Source organism: Janthinobacterium psychrotolerans, assembly GCF_001677885.1.
Lineage (GTDB): Bacteria > Pseudomonadota > Gammaproteobacteria > Burkholderiales > Burkholderiaceae_D > Janthinobacterium > Janthinobacterium psychrotolerans.
The window spans coordinates 15770-31985 of the sequence record NZ_LOCQ01000055.1; the positions used below are offsets into that span (position 1 = coordinate 15770).

Here is a 16216-nt window from a genome sequence, read left to right on the forward strand (position 1 = left end):
TTTACGCCCGGATCGTGTAATCGATGATCAGCGGCGCGTGATCCGAAAACTTCTCGTCCTTGTACACGCTGACCGTATGGGCCTGGGCCGCGATGCCGGGCGTGGCCACATGGTAATCGATGCGCCAGCCGACGTTTTTCGCATAGGCCTGGCCACGGTTGCTCCACCATGTGTATTGATCCTCGCGCTTGTCGAGGCCCCGGTGCACGTCGACAAAACCCACCTCATCGAACACGCGCGTGAGCCAGGCGCGTTCCTCCGGCAGGAAGCCCGAGTTCTTCTTGTTGCCCTTCCAGTTCTTCAGGTCGATCTCGTGGTGGGCGATATTCCAGTCGCCGCAGATCACCACTTCGCGCCCCAGCGCCTTTAAGGTCAGCAGGTGTGGCAGGAACAATTCCATGAAGCGGAACTTCGCTTCCTGGCGCTCGGGACCCGACGAGCCGGACGGGCAGTAGACGGAAATGACCGACAGGTTGCCAAAGTCGCAGCGCACATAGCGCCCTTCGGCGTCGAATTCCGGGCTGCCAAAGCCGATATGCACGGCATCCGGTTCGACCTTGCTGTAGACGCCGGTGCCCGAGTACCCCTTCTTTTCGGCGTAGTGGAAGTGGCCATGGTAGCCGTGCGGGTTGAGAAATTCCGGCGTCATGTCGGGCAGTTGCGCTTTCAATTCCTGCACGCAGATGAAGTCGGCCGTCTGCTTGCCCATCCAGTTGAAAAAGCCTTTTTTGGCGGCGGAACGGATGCCGTTCAGATTGGCGGAGATAATTTTTGGCATAGGAGACAAGGGAAAGGGCGCGGGCCGCAAGGGGCGGCGCGGCATGGCGATTGTCTCGCCGGTGCGCGCGGATTAAAATACAGGCACTTTTAAAAAATGAGGCTCATGTGAATAATTTACGCCAGCAGTTTATCGCGTTTTCGGTATCCAAGGGAGTCTTGCGGTTCGGCGAGTTCACCACCAAGGCCGGCCGCCAGTCGCCGTACTTCTTCAACGCGGGCCTGTTCCATGACGGCGCGACCCTGGCCGAACTGGCCCAGTTCTACGCGCAGACCCTGCTCGATTCCGGTGTCGAATTCGACATGCTGTTCGGCCCCGCCTACAAGGGCATCACGCTCGCTTCGGCCACCGCCGTGGCGCTGGCCGGCAAGGGCCGCAACACCTCGTTCGCCTTCAACCGCAAGGAAGCCAAGGACCACGGCGAAGGCGGCACCATTGTCGGCGCCAAGTTGCAGGGCAAGGTCGTCATCATCGACGACGTGATCTCGGCCGGCACCTCGGTGCGCGAATCGGTGGACATGATACGCGCCGCCGGCGCTGAACCGTGCGCCGTGCTGATCGCGCTCGACCGCATGGAGCGCTCGGGTCCGGACGGCCAGCTGTCGCCCAGTTCCGCGGTGCAGGAAGTGACGAAACAGTATGGCATTCCCGTCATCTCGATCGGCAACCTCGATGATTTGTTCGGCTACCTGAACGGCGCCGGCGCCGATCCGGAACTGCTGAAGCACAAAGAGGCTGTTTCAGCCTACCGTACCCGCTACGGCATTTAAAACGCTCGGGAATGCGTTGCAGCGCCTCGCCCCGGGCGCTTCATGGTCTGTCGCGTGATCACGCCAGCCATGGTTTGATCGCCGAATGCAGTCCCAGCGCGAACAGGCCGATAAAAAAGCACTTCCTGAACAGTGCCGCTGAAATGCGCCCGCGCAGCCACTGGCCGGCCAGCATGCCGCCCAAGGCCGGCAGCAGGGCGATGCCCGACGCTTGGGCGTCGCCCAGATGAAAATTGCCCTGCAGCGCCAGGCTGGCCGCCAGCGCCACGGTAGAGGCACTAAACGCCAGGCCCAGCGCCTGTACCAGCGCATCGCGCTGCAGCCCCAGTCCCTGCAGGTAGGGCACGGCCGGGATCACGAACACGCCGGTGGCGGCCGTCACCAGGCCCGTCGATGCGCCGATCAGGGGCGCCAGCCAGGGCTCATGGCGCGGCGCCACCACCAGGCGCCACGAGCACAGTCCGGCCACCGCATACGCCATCAGCGCCACCCCCAGCGCCACCACGGCCCAGGCGCCGCTGTCTTGCGGCAGCAGCGCGCCGCCAAGCACGGTGCCGGCCATGGTCCAGGCCAGCAAGGGCCACAAGCGTCGCAGCAGGGCGGCCAGGCCCGGGCCAGTGGCCAGCTGCCACACATTGGTCACCATCGACGGCACGATCAGCAGGGCCGCAGCCTGTACCGGCGGCATCACCAGGCTGAGCAAGCCCATGGCCACCGTCGGCAGGCCCAGGCCCACTACGCCCTTGACGAAGCCCGCGAGAATAAAACTGGCGCCGACGGCCAGCAAAAATGAAGTTTCCATGATGTTCAACGAGAATGAAAGTGGGGCGATTCTGCGCGCCTGGCGCGCTGCTGAAAAGCTGGATTTTCCGGCGCCAGCCTTAGCCTGAAACGAAGGCTGTTATGATGGCCCCAAGGAGGGCGCACCATGCGTTTTGATCTGGTCGATTTGCAGCTGTTCGTGCACGTGGTGGAAGAGGGCAGCCTGACGGCCGGCGCCGCGCGCAGCCATCTGGCGCTGGCGTCGGCCAGCGCGCGCGTGCGCGGCATGGAGCAAGCCCTGGGCATGGCGCTGCTGCTGCGCGGGCGGCGCGGCGTCACCGTCACGCCGGCCGGCCAGACCCTGCTGCACCATGCGCGCCTGGTGCTGCTGCAGATGGACAAGCTGCGCGGCGACCTCGGCGAATTTGCGCGCGGCCTGCAAGGCCAGCTGCGCCTGCTGTGCAATACCTCGGCGCTCAGCGAATTCCTGCCCGAGGCGCTGGCCACCTTCCTGGAACGCCACCCGAACCTCACCATCGACCTCGAAGAGCGCCTCAGCTACGATATCGTCAAGGGCGTCTCGGAAGGGCAGGCCGACATCGGCATCGTCTCCGATTCGGTCGACCTGCGCGGCTTGCAAACGTTTTTGTTCCGGCCCGACCGGCTGGTGGCGATCGTGGCGGCCGACGGCGTGCGGCAGCGCGCCATCGGCGAGGCGGACGCCATCGATTTCGCCAGCTTGCTGGAATCCGATTTCATCGGCCTGGCCGACGACAGCGCGCTGCAGCAGTACCTGGGCCTGCAGGCGGCGCGCCTGGGACGGCCATTGAAAGTGCGGGTGCGCCTGCGCAGTTTCGATGCAGTGTGCCGCATGGTCGCCAGCGGCGCCGGCGTGGCCGTGGTGCCGCAGTCGGCCGCGCGCCGCTGCCAGCAGACGATGGCGCTGCGCTGCCTGGCCTTGCTTGACCCCTGGTCGGTACGCAATCTGACCATCTGCGTGCGCCAGTTCGGCGAACTGCCCTTGTACGCGCGCCAGCTGGTCGAGCATCTGCAGGCGTAAGTTGTTCCAGGCGCAGTGTGCGATGGCGCGCGGACACGCCGGGCCAGCGCGTCTATAATCAGGTCTATACAGTCCATCAAAAGGAAGACACCATGCGTTTATTGATTGCCCTGATTTTTCCATGGCTGACCTTTTTCACCATCGGTCGCCCGATCGCCGGCATCATCTGCCTGATCCTGCAAATCACCCTGATCGGCTGGCTGCCGGCCACCATCTGGGCCGTGTATGCACTGAGCCAGTTCAAGACCGACCAGAAGATCGCCGAAGCCACCCGCCGCTATTGACCGAGGAGCGTCCCATGCACAGTTCCCCACGCAGTACCCGCGTGGCCGCGATGGCGGCTGCGGCCTTGCTGGCCGCCAGCCTGCATGGCGCCGTCCTGGCCCAGGCCGAAGGCGCCTTGCCGCCGGTGCAGAAAAGCGGCGCGGTCGAGTACCTGAGCGGTGGCATCGGCCTGGACGAATCGACCGCCATCAAGCAGGCCAGCGGCCAGTGGCCATTGAGCCTGGTGTTTTCCGTGCAGGCGGACGCGCGCGCACAATTTGCGTCCGACGTGAAGCTGGAAATCCGTGACGCGAAAGGCGCGCTGGCGCTGGACGTCACCGCCAGCGGCCCGTATCTGCTGGCGCGGCTGGCGCCGGGCGGCTACAGCCTGCGCGCCACCCTGGCCGGTAAAACTCTGGAGCGCAAGCTGCGCATCAAGGCAGGCAGTTCGGCGCGCGTGGAACTGGTGTGGCCGGCCGGCACCAACCAGTCCTGAAGGATCAAGCCACCGCTGGCACGTTCAGTACGCGGCCCTCATTGGCGCTTTGCAGCGCCAGTTCGATCAGCCTGATGGTGTCCAGCGCATCCTCGGCCGCCACCGGCGCCGGCTTGCCGTCGCGGATGGCGTCGGCCATGCCCTGGTAGAAATCCTGGTAGCGGCCCGCCTGCAGGTCCAGATGCTCGCACTGGCCATCCGGCTGCGTGCCAAGGTAGAGCGCGCCGCGCACCCCATCCTCGCCCCAGCCCGGCTGGCCCGGACGTCCGCCCGCCTTTAACGCGTCTTCCTGCGGATCGAGGCCGAATTTCATGAAACTGCCGGCGTCGCCATGCACGGCAAAACGCGCCGTCGGCGCCTTGACCAGGCAGCCCGCCTGCAGCACCACGCGCAGGCGCTGGTAATACAGCACGATATGCAGGTAGTCGACCGCCTGCGCGCCATCGCGCTGCAGGTCGATATCGGCATGCAGTTTGTCCGGCATGCCGAACAGCTGCACCGCCTGGTCCAGCATATGCGGCCCCAGGTCGTACAGCAGGCCGCCACCGGGCGCGTTCGATTCGCGCCAGCGCTGGCGGATCTCGGGGCGGAAGCGGTCGAAATGCGATTCAAAACTGGTGACGCGGCCCAGCACGCCCTGCGCCAGCAGCGTCTTGATCGTCATAAAATCGCCATCCCAGCGGCGGTTGTGATACACGCTGAGCACCAGCTTGCGTTCTTTGGCCAGGGTGATCAGCGTCTGTGCCTCGGCGCTGGTAATCGTGAACGGCTTGTCGACCACCACGTGCTTGCCCGCCTGCAGGGCCGCCCGCGCCAGGCCGAAATGGGCTTCGTTGGGTGCGGCGATCACCACCAGTTCGATCGCTGCATCGGCAAACAGCTGCGCCGCTTCCGCGTAGACGGTGGCCTCGGGCCAGTCCTTGTGCACCAGGTCCGGCTTGCTGGAAGCGACGGCCGTCAGCTCCAGGGCCTCGACGCTAGTGAGGACGGGAGCGTGGAAGGTGGCGCCGGCAAAGCCGTAGCCGACCAGGCCGGTTTTGATTTTGTTCATGGCGGTAATCTATGTGCGTGTCAGGAGCCATGATCATACCCGCAAGCGGCTCGGTTAATCGAGCCGCCAGACATACTGCATGACCGCTGGCGAACTGACCGGCTTGCCGCCGGCGATGCCCGGCTTGAAGCGGCACTTGGCGATGCTGCTGCGCGCCGCTTCGTCCAGCAAGGGATAGCCGCTGCTGCGCGCCACGCTTGCCTCCTCGACCTTGCCCTCGGCGCTGATCTGGAAACGCAGCATGACGGCGCCGGCTTGCCGCGCCTTGCGCGAGGCGAGCGGATAGACGGGCTTGCTGCAGCTGGAAAAATCGGCAACCGGTTCCTGCTCCAGTACCGGCTTGCCGGCGGTGGCGGTCGGCTGGCCACCGATGCTGGTGCAGCCGGCGGCCAGGATCAGCAGCGGCAGGGCCGCTGTCCAGTGCCATGCCGCTCGTGTGTTGGCTTGCATATGATCTCCCATCAGCCTGCCAGCTTGGCCTTGAGCAGTTCGGTCAGCTGGGCCGGGTTGGCCTTGCCTTTCGAGGCCTTCATGGCCTGGCCGATCAGCGCGTTGATGGCCGCTTCCTTGCCGGCGCGGTACTGCTCGACCGACTTGGCGTTGGCCGCCAGGACCTCGTCGACGATCGCTTCCAGGGCGCCCGTGTCCGAGATCTGTTTCAGGCCCTTGGCGTCGATGATGGTGTCGACCAGATGCTCGTCAGCCGATTTGGCTTCCCACATGCCGGCGAACACTTCTTTTGCGGCCTTGTTGGAAATGGTGCCGTCGGCGATGCGCTTCAACATGGCGGCCAGCTGGGCCGGCGAGACCGGCGCCGCGTCGAGGTCCACGCCTTCGCGGTTGACGGTCGACGCCACGTCGCCCATCAGCCAGTTGGCGGCGGCCTTGGCGTTGTCCTTGCCGGCCTTGTCCACCACGGCGACGAAGTAGGTCGCCATGGCCTTGGACTGCGTCAGCACCAGCGCGTCGTAGTCGGGCAGCGCGTATTCGCTGATGAAGCGGGCGCGCATGGCGGCCGGCAGCTCCGGCATGTCGGCTTTCACGCGGGCGATCCACTCGGGCGAGATGACCAGCGGCGGCAGGTCCGGGTCGGGGAAGTAGCGGTAATCCTGGGCGTCTTCCTTGCTGCGCATTTCGCGCGTTTCCTTGCGGTCCGGGTCGTACAGGCGCGTGGCCTGCACCACCTTGCCGCCGTCTTCGATCAGCTCGATCTGGCGGCGCACTTCGACGTGCACCGCTTCTTCGATAAAGCGGAACGAGTTCAGGTTCTTGATTTCGCAGCGGGTGCCGAATTCCTTCTGGCCGACAGGGCGCACCGAAACGTTGACGTCGCAGCGGAACGAGCCTTCCTGCATGTTGCCGTCGCACACGCCGAGCCACATCACCAGCGAGTGCAGCGCCTTGGCATAGGCCACGGCTTCGGCGGCGCTGCGAATTTCCGGCTCCGAGACGATTTCCAGCAGCGGCGTGCCGGCGCGGTTCAGATCGATGCCGCTCATGCCGGCGTAGTCTTCGTGCAGCGACTTGCCGGCGTCTTCTTCCAGGTGGGCGCGCGTCAGGTTGACGGTCCTGGTGACGAATTGGCCATCTTTTTCGTAGCCGAAGGTCAGCGCGCCGCCGATCACCACCGGATCTTCGAACTGGCTGATCTGGTAGCCCTTCGGCGAATCGGGGTAAAAATAGTTCTTGCGCGCGAAGACCGAATGCGGCGCGACGGTGGCGCCCACGGCCAGGCCGAAACGGATGGCGCGGTCGACCGCCTGCTTGTTCATCACCGGCAGCACGCCCGGCAGCGCCAGGTCGACCGGGCTGGCCTGGGTGTTGGCTTCGGCGCCGTACTTGATCGGCGAACCGCTGAAAATTTTGGAGTCGGTCGTGAGCTGCACGTGGTTCTCAAGACCGATGACGACTTCCCATTGCATAGTGTTCTCGCTTCTTTTTTTGGTTAAACGCCGGCAGGCGCGCGCGTGTGCCAGTCCGTCACCAGCTGGTACTGGTGGGCCACGTTCAGCAGTCTGGCCTCGCCAAAGTAATTGCCGATGATTTGCAGGCCGACCGGGCGCTTGCCATTCTTGTCACCTGCGCCGAAGCCGCACGGAATCGACATGCCGGGCAGGCCGGCCAGGCTGGTCGACAGGGTGTAGATGTCGGCCAGGTAGTTCGCCACCGGGTCGTCGGTCTTGTCGCCCAGGTCCCAGGCCACGGTCGGCGCGACCGGTCCCATGATGACGTCGCAGACGGCGTTCGGGCCGTTCAGTACCGCGTCGAAGTCCTGCGCGATCAGGCGGCGGATCTTTTGCGCTTTCAGGTAGTAGGCGTCGTAATAGCCGTGGCACAGCACATAGGTGCCGACCATGATGCGGCGCTTGACCTCGGCGCCAAAGCCTTCGGCGCGGCTTTTCTTGTACATGTCCTGCAGGTCCTTGTAGGCGCTGGCGCGGTGGCCGTAGCGCACGCCGTCATAGCGCGACAGGTTGGACGACGCTTCGGCCGGTGCGATCATGTAGTAGGCGGGGATCGACAGCGCCGTGTTCGGCAGCGAGATGTCGACCAGGGTCGCGCCCAGCTGTTCGTATTGCGCCAGCGCGGCGCGCACGGCCGCTTCCACGTCCTTGGCCAGGCCGTCGCCAAAATACTCGCGCGGCACGCCGATGCGCAGGCCGTTCAAGGGTTGCGCCAGGCTGCGCGTAAAGTCTTCGGCCACGCCGCCCTGTTCCGGCGTCAGGCTGGTCGAATCGCGTTCGTCGAAGCCGGCGATCACGTTGAGCAGCAGGGCGCAGTCTTCGGCGGTTTGCGCCATCGGGCCGCCCTGGTCGAGCGAGGAGGCAAACGCGATCATGCCGAAGCGCGACACGCGGCCATAGGTAGGCTTGATGCCGGTGATGCCGCAAAAGGCGGCCGGCTGGCGGATCGAGCCGCCGGTGTCGGTGCCGGTGGCCGCCGGCGTCAGGCGCGCGGCGACGGCGGCGGCCGAACCGCCCGACGAGCCACCCGGCACGGCAGTCGTGTCCCACGGGTTTTTCACGGCGCCGAAGGCCGAGTTCTCGTTGCCCGAACCCATGGCGAATTCGTCGCAATTGACCTTGCCCAGGCTGACCATGCCGGCGGCCAGGCATTTTTCCACCACTGTGGCGTCAAACGGGCTGACATAGTCGGCCAACATCATCGAGCCGGCCGTGGTGCGCCAGCCGCGGGTGACAAACAGATCCTTGTGCGCGATCGGCACGCCGGTCAGGGCGGTGGCGCTGCCGTCGGCGATACGCGCGTCGGCCACTGCGGCCTGGGCCAGGGTCAGCGCACGGTCGACGTGCAGAAAGGCGTTCGAGCCGTCGGCGGCGATGCGGTCGAGGAAATGCGTCGCCAGCGCCACGGCGGAAATTTCCTTGTTCCGCAAAAGCGCGGACAGCTGTTTGATGGATTTTGTATGCATGGCGTTTCTAAAGTGATATTCGACAGGAGGACAAGGACGGGGCGCCGTTCCGGCGCGCCGCTTACTCGATGACCTTGGGGACGAGGTACAGCCCGTCCTGGACCTTCGGCGCCACCGCCTGGTAGGCGTCGCGGTGATTGCTTTCGGTGGCCTGGTCTTCGCGCAGGCGCAATGCGATATTGTCCATATGGGCGGCCAGCGGGTGGCTCAATGGCGCCACGCCTTCGGTGTCGACGGCCTGCATTTGTTCTGCCAGCGCAAAAATTTTGTTCAATTGTTCCAGGGACGTGGCTGCCTGGTCGTCGGCCATGTCGAGTTGTGCCAAATGGGCAATGCGTTTTACATCGGAGAGTGTCAGGGACATGGCGAAAGGCGCGCGGGGACGCTCATAGTAGTTAAGTTGGCGCTTTGATAAAGCGCGGGTATTTACTGCTCTTTTGCTCACAAAAACGCGGGAATGCCGCCTAACTCGCGGTGGCCGGGGTCGCACTTTTCCATGGTTTTTGGGCAAATCGCATTCAAATTATAAGGTAGAATGGCGGGTTAATGCGTTGCCGGCGCCGATGGACTGCTGCCGCAGCATAGAAAAGATTGCGCAAGCGCCAAGCGAACCGCCGAAAAATGCCTGTACGGGTTTTCGAAGGAGCCTGAAAGCGCCCGCTTTGAAACTCCCTATAAACAGCTTTTGCGCAGCTCGATGCGCTACAGGACACTCATGTTTGGTTTTTTACGCAGGTATATCTCCACCGATCTGGCCATTGACTTGGGCACGGCCAACACCCTGATCTATGTACGCGGCCTGGGCATCGTCCTGGACGAACCGTCGGTCGTCGCGATCCGCCAGGAAGGCGGCCCGAATGGCAAGAAGACCATCCAGGCAGTCGGCAAGGAAGCCAAGCAGATGCTGGGCAAGGTGCCGGGCAATATCGAAGCGATCCGTCCGATGAAAGATGGCGTGATCGCCGACTTCACCGTCACCGAGCAGATGCTCAAGCAGTTCATCCGCATGGTGCACGACTCGAAATTCTTCCGTCCGTCGCCGCGCATCATCATCTGCGTGCCGTGCGGCTCGACCCAGGTGGAACGCCGCGCGATCCGCGAATCGGCGCTCGGCGCCGGCGCGTCGCAGGTCTACCTGATTGAAGAACCGATGGCCGCGGCCATCGGCGCCGGCCTGCCGGTATCGGAAGCGACCGGTTCGATGGTGGTCGATATCGGCGGCGGCACCACCGAAGTGGGCATCATTTCGCTCGGCGGCATGGTCTACAAGGGTTCGGTGCGCGTCGGCGGCGACAAGTTCGACGAAGCCATCGTCAATTACATCCGCCGCAACTACGGCATGCTGATCGGCGAACAGACGGCCGAAGCGATCAAGAAGGCCATCGGTTCTGCCTTCCCGGGTTCGGAAGTGAAAGAGATGGAAGTGAAGGGCCGCAACCTGTCCGAAGGCATCCCGCGCTCGTTTACCATTTCGTCGAACGAGATCCTCGAAGCGCTGACCGACCCGCTGAACAATATCGTGTCGGCCGTGAAGAACGCGCTGGAGCAGACGCCGCCGGAACTGGGCGCCGACATCGCCGAAAAAGGCATGATGCTGACCGGTGGCGGCGCGCTGCTGCGCGACCTGGACCGCTTGCTGATGGAAGAAACCGGCCTGCCGGTGCTGGTGGCCGAAGACCCGCTCACTTGCGTGGTGCGCGGTTCCGGCATGGCGCTGGAACGCATGGACAAGCTCGGCTCGATCTTCTCCTACGAGTAATCGGATCAACGGGCCGGAAAGCGGGTTTCCGGCGTTGGTTTTGGCGCCGGCGTGAGGCCGGGGCCCGCACGTTGGCGCTCCGCGCCTGGCCTGATTATTGGAAGTCATGGAATACAGTCCTCCGCCACTTTTCAAACAGGGCGCCTCCGCCCGCGTCAAGATGATGGTGTTCGCCGGCATTTCGATCGCCTTGCTGCTGGTCGATTCGCGCATGCACGCGCTGACCGCCGTGCGCCAGGCGGTTGGCACCGTGCTCTATCCGGTGCAGATGGCCGCGCTGGTGCCGCGCGACGTGGCACTCGGCGTCGGCACGTATTTTTCCTCGCTGTCGGCGCTGGAAAAACAGGTGCGTGAGCTCAGGCACGAACAGATCGCCTCGGCGCAGATCCTGCAGCAGGCGCAGCTCAATATCGTGGAAAACAACCACCTGCGCAAGTTGATGGAAGCGCGCGAGCGCGTGCCGGTCAAATCGATGCTCGCTGAAATCCTGTATGACACGCGCGACTCGGCCACCCGCAAGATCGTGCTCGACCGCGGTATCCAGAACGGCGTGGAGCTGGGCCGGCCGGTGATCGACAACCTGGGCGTGGTCGGCCAGGTCACGCGGGTGTTTCCGTTTACCTCGGAAGTGACCCTGCTGACCGACGAAGAACAGGCGATTCCCGTGCAGCTGCTGCGCACGGGCGTGCGCAGCGTGGCCTACGGGCGCGGCAAGTCCGGCACCATGGAGCTGCGCTTTACGGAACCGACGGCCGACATCCAGATCGGCGATATCGTGATTACCTCCGGCCTCGATGGCCTGTATCCGGCCGGCCTGGCCGTGGCGCGCGTGACCCTGGTCGAGCGCAATGCGCACGGCCCGTTCGGCCGCGTGGTATGCCAGCCGCTGGCCGGCATCGAGCGCAATACGCAGCTGCTGATACTGACGTCGTCGCCCGATATTGCGCCGCGTCCGCCGGCCGAGGAAATCAAGGTTGGCCGCAAGATCGCCGGCAAGATGGCGCCGATCAAGGACGCGCCCAAGCCTGCCGCAACCCAGGACGCCACTGCGGCGCCGGCCAACGCCACGCCGGCCAAGCCGGCCAGCAAGCCTGCCGCGCCGCCCGCCACCACGACCACTGCCGCGCCGACGGAGACCACGCGATGAACCGCCCGCATTACATCCTGCTGCCGGTCAGCCCGCTGTTCATCGGCTTTTCGCTGCTGTGCGCCTTTTTGCTGAACCTGCTGCCATGGGGCCATTTCGTCGGCGTGCCCGATTTTGTCGCGCTGGTGCTGGTGTTCTGGGGCATCCACCAGCCGCGCAAGGTCGGCATCGGCGTGGCCTTTTTCATGGGCCTGATGATGGACGTGCACGATTCGACCCTGCTGGGCGAAAACGCGCTGGCCTATACCTTGCTGTCCTATTTCGCCATCATGATGCACCGCCGCGTGCTGTGGTTCCCCGTCATGACGCAGGCGCTGCATGTGCTGCCGCTGCTGCTGCTGACGCAGGCGCTGCAGCTGGTGACGCGGCTGATCGTCTCGGGCCGCTTCCCGGGCTGGCTCAATTTCATCGAGAGCTTTATCGCCGTGATCCTGTGGCCTATCATTACCTGGATGCTGCTGGCGCCGCAGCGCCGCGCCGTGGACCGCGACCACAACCGCCCGATCTGAGCGTGACCTGTCATGAATGAACTGAAGAATACCGAGCGCGAACTGCACTTCTTCCGGCTGCGCCTGACGATATTGGGCGCGCTCGTCTTTGTCTGCTTTTCGCTGCTGCTGGCGCGCTTTATCTGGCTGCAGGTGATCAAGCATGAAGATTACGCCACCAAGGCCGAGGACAACCGCATCGCGCTGGTGCCCATCGTGCCCACGCGCGGCCTGATCCTCGACCGCAACGGCGTGGTGCTGGCACGCAATTACTCGGCATTTACCCTGGAAATCACGCCGTCCAAGCTCAGCGCCAGCCTGGACTCGGTAATCGATGAACTCTCGACCCTGGTGCAGGTCGACATCAAGGACCGCCGCCGCTTCAAGAAGCTGCTGGAAGAATCGAAAAACTTCGTCAGCGTGCCGCTGCGCACCCGCCTGACGGAAGAGGAAGTGGCGCGTTTTTCGGCCAACCGCTTCCGCTTTCCCGGCGTCGAAGTGCAGGCGCGCCTGTTCCGCCAGTATCCGATGGGCGAAGTGGCGTCGCACGTGGTGGGCTTTATCGGCCGCATCAATCGCAATGAGTCCAGGGCGCTGGAAGAGGGCGACGACGCCGCCAACTACAACGGCACCGACCATATCGGCAAGGAAGGCCTGGAAAAAAGCTACGAGAAGCAGCTGCACGGCACCACCGGCTACGAAGAAGTGGAAGTGTCGGCCGGCGGGCGCGCCATGCGCACCCTGTCGCGCACGGCCGCCGTACCCGGCAACAACCTGATCCTGTCGATCGACATCGAGCTGCAAAAGGTGATGGAAGAAGCGTTCGGCGAATGGCGCGGCGCGGCCGTGGCGATCGATCCGGCCACCGGCGACATCCTGGCCTATGTGTCGAAACCCGGCTACGATCCTAACCTGTTCGTCGACGGCATCGACCAGCAAAGCTGGAATGAATTGAATACGTCGCTGGACCGGCCGATGGTCAACCGGCCCTTGTCCGGCACCTATGCGCCAGGCTCCACCTTCAAGCCCTTCATGGCGCTGGCCGCGCTGGAACTGGGCAAGCGCACGCCCGGCCAGGCGATTTCCGATCCCGGCTTTTTCATGCTGGGCGGTCACAAGTTCAGGGACGACAAGGTCGGCGGCCACGGCATGGTCGACATGCACAAGTCCATCGTCGTGTCGTGCAATACCTATTACTACCAGCTGGGCCGCGACATGGGCATCGACGCCATTCACGACTTCATGAAGCCGTTCGGTTTCGGCCAGCTGACCGGCATCGACCTCAACAACGAAAAGCGCGGCGTGCTGCCGTCGACCGAATGGAAGCGCAACCGCTTCAAGACGGCGCAGCAAAAGAAATGGGTGGGCGGCGACACGATTTCGGTCAGCAATGGCTCGGGCTACAACTCCTATACGCCGCTGCAGATCGCCCATGCGACCGCCGTGCTGGCCAACAACGGCGTGGTGATGAAGCCGCACCTGGTCAAGAGTATCGAGGACGCCGCCACCCGCGCACGCACCCTGACGGTGCCCAAGGAAAGCTACCGCATTCCTTTGAAACAGGAAAACATCGACACCATCAAGCGCGCCATGGTGGGCGTGACCAGCGAAGAGGGCGGCACGGCGGCGCGCATTTTCACCGGCGTGCAATATACGGTGGGCGGCAAGACCGGTACGGCGCAGGTGGTGGGCATCAAGAAAAACGAGAAGTACAATGCCAAGCTGCTGGCCGAACGGCTGCGCGACAACGCCTTGTTTACCGCCTTTGCGCCGGCCGACAAGCCGCGCATCGCGCTGGCCATCGTGGTGGAAAACGCCGGTTTCGGCGCCGGCGTGGCCGCGCCGATCGCGCGCAAGGCGCTCGACTTTTACCTGCTGGGCAAGCGCCCCGGCGAAAAGGACCGCGACACCACCAAGGTGCCGAAGGAAGACGTCGACGAAGTGCGCACGCTTGAAGAAATCACGGATGAACAGGCCGGCACGCCGCCTGCGACGCCATAAGGAAATGCATGTCGATTAACGAAAGGCGCTCGCTGTGGCGGCGCGCCAAACCCTATCTGGCGGTGTTCGATCCGCCGCTGATGCTGATCATCCTGATGCTGCTCGGCACCAGCCTGGTAACCCTGTATTCGGCCAGCATCGGTATTCCGGGCAAGATCGAAGACCACCTGCGCAATATCGTGCTGTGCTTTTTTGTCATGTGGGTGACGGCCAATGTCACGCCGCAAATGATGATGCGCATCGCCGTGCCGGCCTATACGATTTCGGTGCTGCTGCTCATTGCCGTGGCCCTGTTCGGCACCATCAAGCTCGGCGCGCGGCGCTGGCTGCATGTGGGCGTGATCGATATCCAGCCGTCGGAATTTCTGAAGATCGCCGCGCCGCTGATGCTGGCCTGGTTTTTCCAGCACAATGCCGGCGCGCTGCGCTGGAAGTCGTTCGCATTCGCCGCCGTGCTGCTGCTCGCGCCCGTCTACCTGATCGCGCGCCAGCCCGACCTTGGCACCTCGCTGCTGGTGGTGGCGGCTGGTTTTACGGTGATTTTCCTGGCCGGCCTGCCGTGGCGTATCATGCTGGGGCTGGCGATTGCCATCAGTTGCTACCTGCCGATCGCCTGGTCGCACATGCATGACTACCAGCGCGACCGCGTGATGATGCTGATCGACCCCACCAAGGACCCGCTGGGCAAGGGCTTTCACATCATCCAGTCCATCATCGGCATCGGTTCCGGCGGCATCACGGGCAAGGGCTGGACCCACGGCACCCAGGCGCATCTGGACTTCGTGCCCGAACGGACCACCGACTTCATTTTTGCCGTGTATTCCGAGGAGTTCGGCCTGGTCGGCAACCTGATCCTGATGCTGATGTATTTGCTGCTGGTGGGTCGCGGCCTGATGATTGCCGCCAATGCCCCCAGTTTTTTCACTCGCCTGCTGGCAGGAGCGATTACCATGATTTTCTTTACTTACGCCTTCGTCAACATGGGCATGGTCAGCGGCATTTTGCCGGTGGTCGGCGTGCCTTTGCCCTTCCTGAGCTACGGCGGCACCGCCCTCATTACCCTGGGTGTGGCCACCGGCATCCTGATGAGCATACAGCGCCACCGCAAGCTGGTGCAGACCTGATGCGCGCGCCTTTCGATACCCTCCGTACGCGTGGCGTGGGCCTCGCTGTCCTGCTGACCCTGGCCGCCTGCGGCACGGCGCCGCCAAAGTCCGATAACGTGAAGATGCCGCATGGCGGCAAGGTCAAGATTCCGGTGCGCCAGGATCCGGCCTTGCCGGACCTGCCGGCGGCCGGTTCCGGCCGTGGCGGCTATTACAAGGACGACGGCCCGGGCGACAATCCGCCGGCCAACCTGCGCGACGTGCCCGATGCGGAAGTGCGCAACGAGCCGTATTCGACGCGTTCGAACCGCCCGTATGTGGTGTTCGGCAAGACCTATACCCCGATCACCGACAAGCAGCCGTTTACGCAGCGCGGCACGGGAACCTGGTATGGCAAGAAATTCCACGGCCAGCGCACCTCGTCGGGCGAAATCTACGATATGTACAAGATGACGGCGGCCCATCCCACCTTGCCGATTCCGTCGTATGCGCGCGTGACCAGCATCGACAGCGGCGAGCAGGTGATCGTGCGCATCAATGATCGTGGCCCGTTCCACGCCACGCGCGTGATCGATGTGTCGTACACGGCGGCGCTGAAACTGGGCTTCCTGCGCAAGGGCAGCCACCAGGTGGTGGTCGAGCGATTGCTGCCGGCCGATATCGACGCCATCCTGGCGGCGCGCGCGGCGCCCAAACCGGTGCCGTCGGTGGTGGCCAGGTCGATCGATACGCCGCTAGAGAGCGAAGCGGAAATGGGCGCTGTTACGCAGCCCGAAATCACCGCGCTGTCAGCGCTCGATGCCACCGTGGCCGCGCCCGCGCCGGCATCGCTGGCCACCGGTTTTTACCTGCAGCTGGGCGCCTACTCGCGTCTTGACAATGCCGAAGCGGGCCGCGCGCAGCTGGCGCCGTATGCGCAAACGCTGGGCAATCTTGATGTAGTGCCGGCCGGTCCGCTGTTCCGCCTGTACGGCGGCCCGTTCGGCAGCCGCGCCGATGCGGCGCGCGCGGCGGCCAGCCTGCCGGCATCGGCCGGCGTGAAACCCATCGTTATCGAAAGATAAGCACGGGTGCTGGCAGTGAGCGTAGGTCGGATTAGGCCCG

Annotated in this window: 17 protein-coding genes; 10 read left to right on the forward strand and 7 right to left on the reverse strand. The window is 64.2% G+C overall.

What is annotated here, in order from left to right; all coding sequences use genetic code 11:
• Position 1 precedes the first annotated feature (1 nt).
• Positions 2-778, reverse strand: a complete 777-nt coding sequence (locus ASR47_RS12920) for an exodeoxyribonuclease III (protein ID WP_065308198.1) — start codon at positions 776-778, stop codon at positions 2-4.
• A gap of 107 nt (positions 779-885) precedes the next feature.
• Between ASR47_RS12920 and pyrE the strand changes: the two genes are divergently transcribed.
• On the forward strand, positions 886-1548 hold the full coding sequence (pyrE, locus tag ASR47_RS12925) for an orotate phosphoribosyltransferase (RefSeq protein WP_065308199.1): 663 nt from the start codon (positions 886-888) through the stop codon (positions 1546-1548).
• 58 nt (positions 1549-1606) lie between these two features.
• Here the strand turns inward: pyrE and ASR47_RS12930 are convergent, their stop codons facing one another.
• On the reverse strand, positions 1607-2350 hold the full coding sequence (locus ASR47_RS12930) for a sulfite exporter TauE/SafE family protein (RefSeq protein WP_065308200.1): 744 nt from the start codon (positions 2348-2350) through the stop codon (positions 1607-1609).
• 126 nt (positions 2351-2476) lie between these two features.
• Here ASR47_RS12930 and ASR47_RS12935 point away from each other — a divergent pair, with 126 nt between their 5' ends.
• The 3 genes from ASR47_RS12935 to ASR47_RS12945 all read left to right on the forward strand — a co-directional run bounded on the left by ASR47_RS12935 (position 2477) and on the right by ASR47_RS12945 (position 4130).
• Positions 2477-3370 carry a LysR substrate-binding domain-containing protein gene (locus tag ASR47_RS12935; RefSeq protein ID WP_065308201.1) on the forward strand — a complete coding sequence of 298 codons (894 nt, stop codon included), beginning with the start codon at positions 2477-2479 and terminating at the stop codon, positions 3368-3370.
• A gap of 92 nt (positions 3371-3462) precedes the next feature.
• Complete coding sequence (locus ASR47_RS12940) at positions 3463-3654, forward strand: YqaE/Pmp3 family membrane protein (protein WP_065308202.1); 192 nt, start codon at positions 3463-3465, stop codon at positions 3652-3654.
• 14 nt (positions 3655-3668) lie between these two features.
• On the forward strand, positions 3669-4130 hold the full coding sequence (locus tag ASR47_RS12945) for a hypothetical protein (protein WP_065308203.1): 462 nt from the start codon (positions 3669-3671) through the stop codon (positions 4128-4130).
• A gap of 4 nt (positions 4131-4134) precedes the next feature.
• Here ASR47_RS12945 and ASR47_RS12950 read toward each other — a convergent pair whose 3' ends face one another.
• The 5 genes from ASR47_RS12950 to gatC form a co-directional block, all read right to left on the reverse strand.
• On the reverse strand, positions 4135-5181 hold the full coding sequence (locus tag ASR47_RS12950) for an oxidoreductase (protein WP_065308204.1): 1047 nt from the start codon (positions 5179-5181) through the stop codon (positions 4135-4137).
• Positions 5182-5235: 54 nt separating this feature from the next.
• Positions 5236-5631 (reverse strand): energy transducer TonB, encoded by a 396-nt coding sequence (locus tag ASR47_RS12955; protein ID WP_065308205.1) that lies wholly within the window; start codon positions 5629-5631, stop codon positions 5236-5238.
• Between the two features lie 11 nt (positions 5632-5642).
• On the reverse strand, positions 5643-7103 hold the full coding sequence (gene gatB, locus ASR47_RS12960; RefSeq protein ID WP_065308206.1) for an Asp-tRNA(Asn)/Glu-tRNA(Gln) amidotransferase subunit GatB: 1461 nt from the start codon (positions 7101-7103) through the stop codon (positions 5643-5645).
• Positions 7104-7126: 23 nt separating this feature from the next.
• Entirely contained in the window at positions 7127-8611 is a 1485-nt protein-coding gene (gene gatA / locus ASR47_RS12965; RefSeq protein ID WP_065308207.1) for an Asp-tRNA(Asn)/Glu-tRNA(Gln) amidotransferase subunit GatA, read from the reverse strand.
• Between the two features lie 61 nt (positions 8612-8672).
• A complete protein-coding gene (gatC, locus tag ASR47_RS12970) occupies positions 8673-8975 on the reverse strand; it encodes an Asp-tRNA(Asn)/Glu-tRNA(Gln) amidotransferase subunit GatC (protein WP_065308208.1) in 303 nt (100 codons plus the stop codon).
• 351 nt (positions 8976-9326) lie between these two features.
• Here gatC and ASR47_RS12975 point away from each other — a divergent pair, with 351 nt between their 5' ends.
• The 6 genes from ASR47_RS12975 to ASR47_RS13000 all read left to right on the forward strand — a co-directional run bounded on the left by ASR47_RS12975 (position 9327) and on the right by ASR47_RS13000 (position 16176).
• On the forward strand, positions 9327-10370 hold the full coding sequence (locus ASR47_RS12975) for a rod shape-determining protein (protein WP_010393186.1): 1044 nt from the start codon (positions 9327-9329) through the stop codon (positions 10368-10370).
• Between the two features lie 106 nt (positions 10371-10476).
• A complete protein-coding gene (gene mreC, locus ASR47_RS12980) occupies positions 10477-11517 on the forward strand; it encodes a rod shape-determining protein MreC (RefSeq protein ID WP_065308209.1) in 1041 nt (346 codons plus the stop codon).
• Entirely contained in the window at positions 11514-12026 is a 513-nt protein-coding gene (gene mreD / locus ASR47_RS12985) for a rod shape-determining protein MreD (RefSeq protein ID WP_065308210.1), read from the forward strand. Before mreC ends, mreD begins: the two co-directional genes overlap by 4 nt.
• Before the next feature lie 12 nt (positions 12027-12038).
• On the forward strand, positions 12039-14006 hold the full coding sequence (mrdA, locus tag ASR47_RS12990) for a penicillin-binding protein 2 (RefSeq protein WP_065308211.1): 1968 nt from the start codon (positions 12039-12041) through the stop codon (positions 14004-14006).
• 8 nt (positions 14007-14014) lie between these two features.
• Positions 14015-15130, forward strand: a complete 1116-nt coding sequence (gene rodA / locus ASR47_RS12995; protein WP_065308212.1) for a rod shape-determining protein RodA — start codon at positions 14015-14017, stop codon at positions 15128-15130.
• A complete protein-coding gene (locus ASR47_RS13000) occupies positions 15130-16176 on the forward strand; it encodes a septal ring lytic transglycosylase RlpA family protein (RefSeq protein ID WP_065308213.1) in 1047 nt (348 codons plus the stop codon). Before rodA ends, ASR47_RS13000 begins: the two co-directional genes overlap by 1 nt.
• Positions 16177-16216 lie beyond the last annotated feature (40 nt).